A 2064-nucleotide genomic window follows, 5' to 3' on the forward strand; every position below is an offset into this window, starting at 1 on the left:
CCTCTACCGCCCTGTCGACAAGCAAGAGCGTCGACTTCCTGCTGACAGCGAAGCGCGACATGGCTGCGGCGAAGCGCTTCTTCGACAAGGCCATGGGAGCGAACGGCGATCCGGACAAGGTCGCGATGGACAAGAGTAGCGCCAATGAGGCGGCGATCGATGCGATCAACGCCGGCCGCGACGTGCCGATCCTGGTGCGCCAAGTCAAATACCTCAACAACATCGTCGAGCAGGACCATCGCGCCATCAAGCGGGTGACCAGGCCGATGCTCAACTTCAAATCGTTCCGGTCTGCCGGCTCTGTGCTCGCCGGCATCGAGCTGATGCACATGATCCGCAAGGGCCAGTTCGCAATCGACGGCGCTGATGCAATGTCGTTCGCCGACCAATTTTCTGTGCTGGCAGGAATAGTCCGTCCGGTTTGAGCGGCACAATGCCGTCCTAGGGAAATTCTGTCGTTTGATCAACAACGCGACAGAACCGCTTAAGATTGCAGGAGAAACCGAAGATGAAATCCATGTTCGGGCATGCTGTCGATGAGGCCCATCAATTCGGGCCCGCTGCAGCATGCTAAGTGCCATGGCCGCCTAGCCAACCACCGTTCGCGCATACAAGTTCAAGACGGTGGCAAGATACAGCCATCCTGCAGCAGTGCGAATATATGTGATATCGCTGACGTAAGCCAGGTTTGGCGCGGTCGGATTGAACTGCCGATTCAACACATTGGCGGCGATCGGCAAGTCGTGCTTGCTGTCGGTGGTGTGATTGAATTTACGCTTCCACACCGGCTTCAGGGCCGCCTGGCGCATCAAGATGCGCACCTTGTAGCGTCCCATATGGAAGCCTTCATCGGCCATGGCCGTGACCAAACGGCGGTTGCCGTAGCTCTGATGGCTTCCCATGAACGCAGCCTTCAGGTGAGCGCTAGCCTTGCATACAACCGGCTTGGCAGACTGGCGCATGGATGAGACCTACATCAAGGTGAATGGCGTTTGGAAATACCTCTACCGCTCTGTCGACAAGCAGGGCAAGACCGTCGACTTCCTGCTGACGGCCAAGCGCGACATGACCGCGGCGAAGCGCTTCTTCGACAAGGCGATGGTGGCCAACGGCAATCCCGACAAGGCGGCGATCGACGAGATCTACGTTGGTCGCGACGTCTCGATCGTGGTGCGCCATCAAATACCTCAACAACATCGTTGAACAGGAACCGCGCGCCATCAAACGGGTGGCCAGGTCCTATGCTCAACTTCAAATCGTTCCGGTTTGCCGGCGCGGTGCTCGCTAAGATTAAGTTGATGCACATGATCCGCATGCGTCAATTCGAGATCGATGGCGCGGATGCGATGTCGTCGGCCGACCAATTTTCCACGTTGGCAGGAATAGTCCGTCGAGTTTAGGCGGCACAGTGCCGTTCGAGGGAAATTTCGTCGTTTGTTCAGTAACGCAACAGAACCAAAAAAAAGCCCGCTCGGTGAGGAGACGGGCGGAAGCACATCAAGGGAGACCAGAGCATGATACATTTCGCTCGTGACTGGTTGATGACCGACCTATCCTAACTATCGACTTCGCACGATCGAACCGGCAACAATGATGGCAGGAAAATTAAAAGCGTACATCAGGGTGTGAAGAGGAAACTGCAGCGCAAATGAAGGTTCTGTCGCGTTGTCGATCAAACGACAGAATTTCCCTAGGACGGCATTGTGCCGCTCAAACCGGACGGACTATTCCTGCCAGCACAGAAAATTGGTCGGCGAACGACATTGCATCAGCGCCGTCGATTGCGAACTGGCCCTTGCGGATCATGTGCATCAGCTCGATGCCGGCGAGCACGGAGCCGGCAGAGCGGAACGATTTGAAGTTGAGCATCGGCCTGGTCACCCGCTTGATGGCGCGATGGTCCTGCTCGACGATGTTGTTGAGGTATTTGACTTGGCGCACCAGGATCGGCACGTCGCGGCCGGCGTTGATCGCATCGATCGCCGCCTTGTTGGCACCACTCTTGTCAATCGCGACCTTGTCCGGATCGCCGTTCGCTCCCATGGCCTTGTCGAAGAAGCGCTT

Annotated in this window: 3 protein-coding genes and 1 pseudogene; 2 read left to right on the top strand and 2 right to left on the bottom strand. The window is 56.9% G+C overall.

Translation table 11 applies throughout. The features are described from left to right. Window positions 1–425: DDE-type integrase/transposase/recombinase (locus CR105_RS27280; RefSeq protein WP_370660713.1), on the top strand; the 425-nt coding region annotated here is incomplete at its 5' end. Window positions 426–587: 162 nt separating this feature from the next. Here CR105_RS27280 and CR105_RS29600 read toward each other — a convergent pair. After that, window positions 588–962, bottom strand: coding sequence for an IS3 family transposase (locus CR105_RS29600; RefSeq protein ID WP_099794096.1), 375 nt, complete (start codon window positions 960–962; stop codon window positions 588–590). Between CR105_RS29600 and CR105_RS29680 the strand changes: the two are divergent. Continuing rightward, a pseudogene (locus CR105_RS29680) lies at window positions 955–1400 on the top strand (IS6 family transposase); the annotation flags it as partial. The gene CR105_RS29600 and the pseudogene CR105_RS29680 sit on opposite strands and share 8 nt — an antisense overlap. A 310-nt stretch (window positions 1401–1710) precedes the next feature. Here the strand turns inward: CR105_RS29680 and CR105_RS27295 are convergent. After that, a partial coding sequence (locus tag CR105_RS27295; protein WP_143752834.1) for a DDE-type integrase/transposase/recombinase occupies window positions 1711–2064 on the bottom strand: 354 nt, incomplete at its 5' end.

This window comes from Massilia eurypsychrophila (assembly GCF_002760655.1).
In the GTDB taxonomy this organism is placed as follows: domain Bacteria; phylum Pseudomonadota; class Gammaproteobacteria; order Burkholderiales; family Burkholderiaceae_D; genus JAFCUW01.

Coding starts and splice junctions, on each gene's coding strand:
- CR105_RS29600 (WP_099794096.1), bottom strand. CDS start 962: ATGCGCCAGTCTGCCAAGCCGGTTGTATGCAAGGCTAGCGCTCACCTG.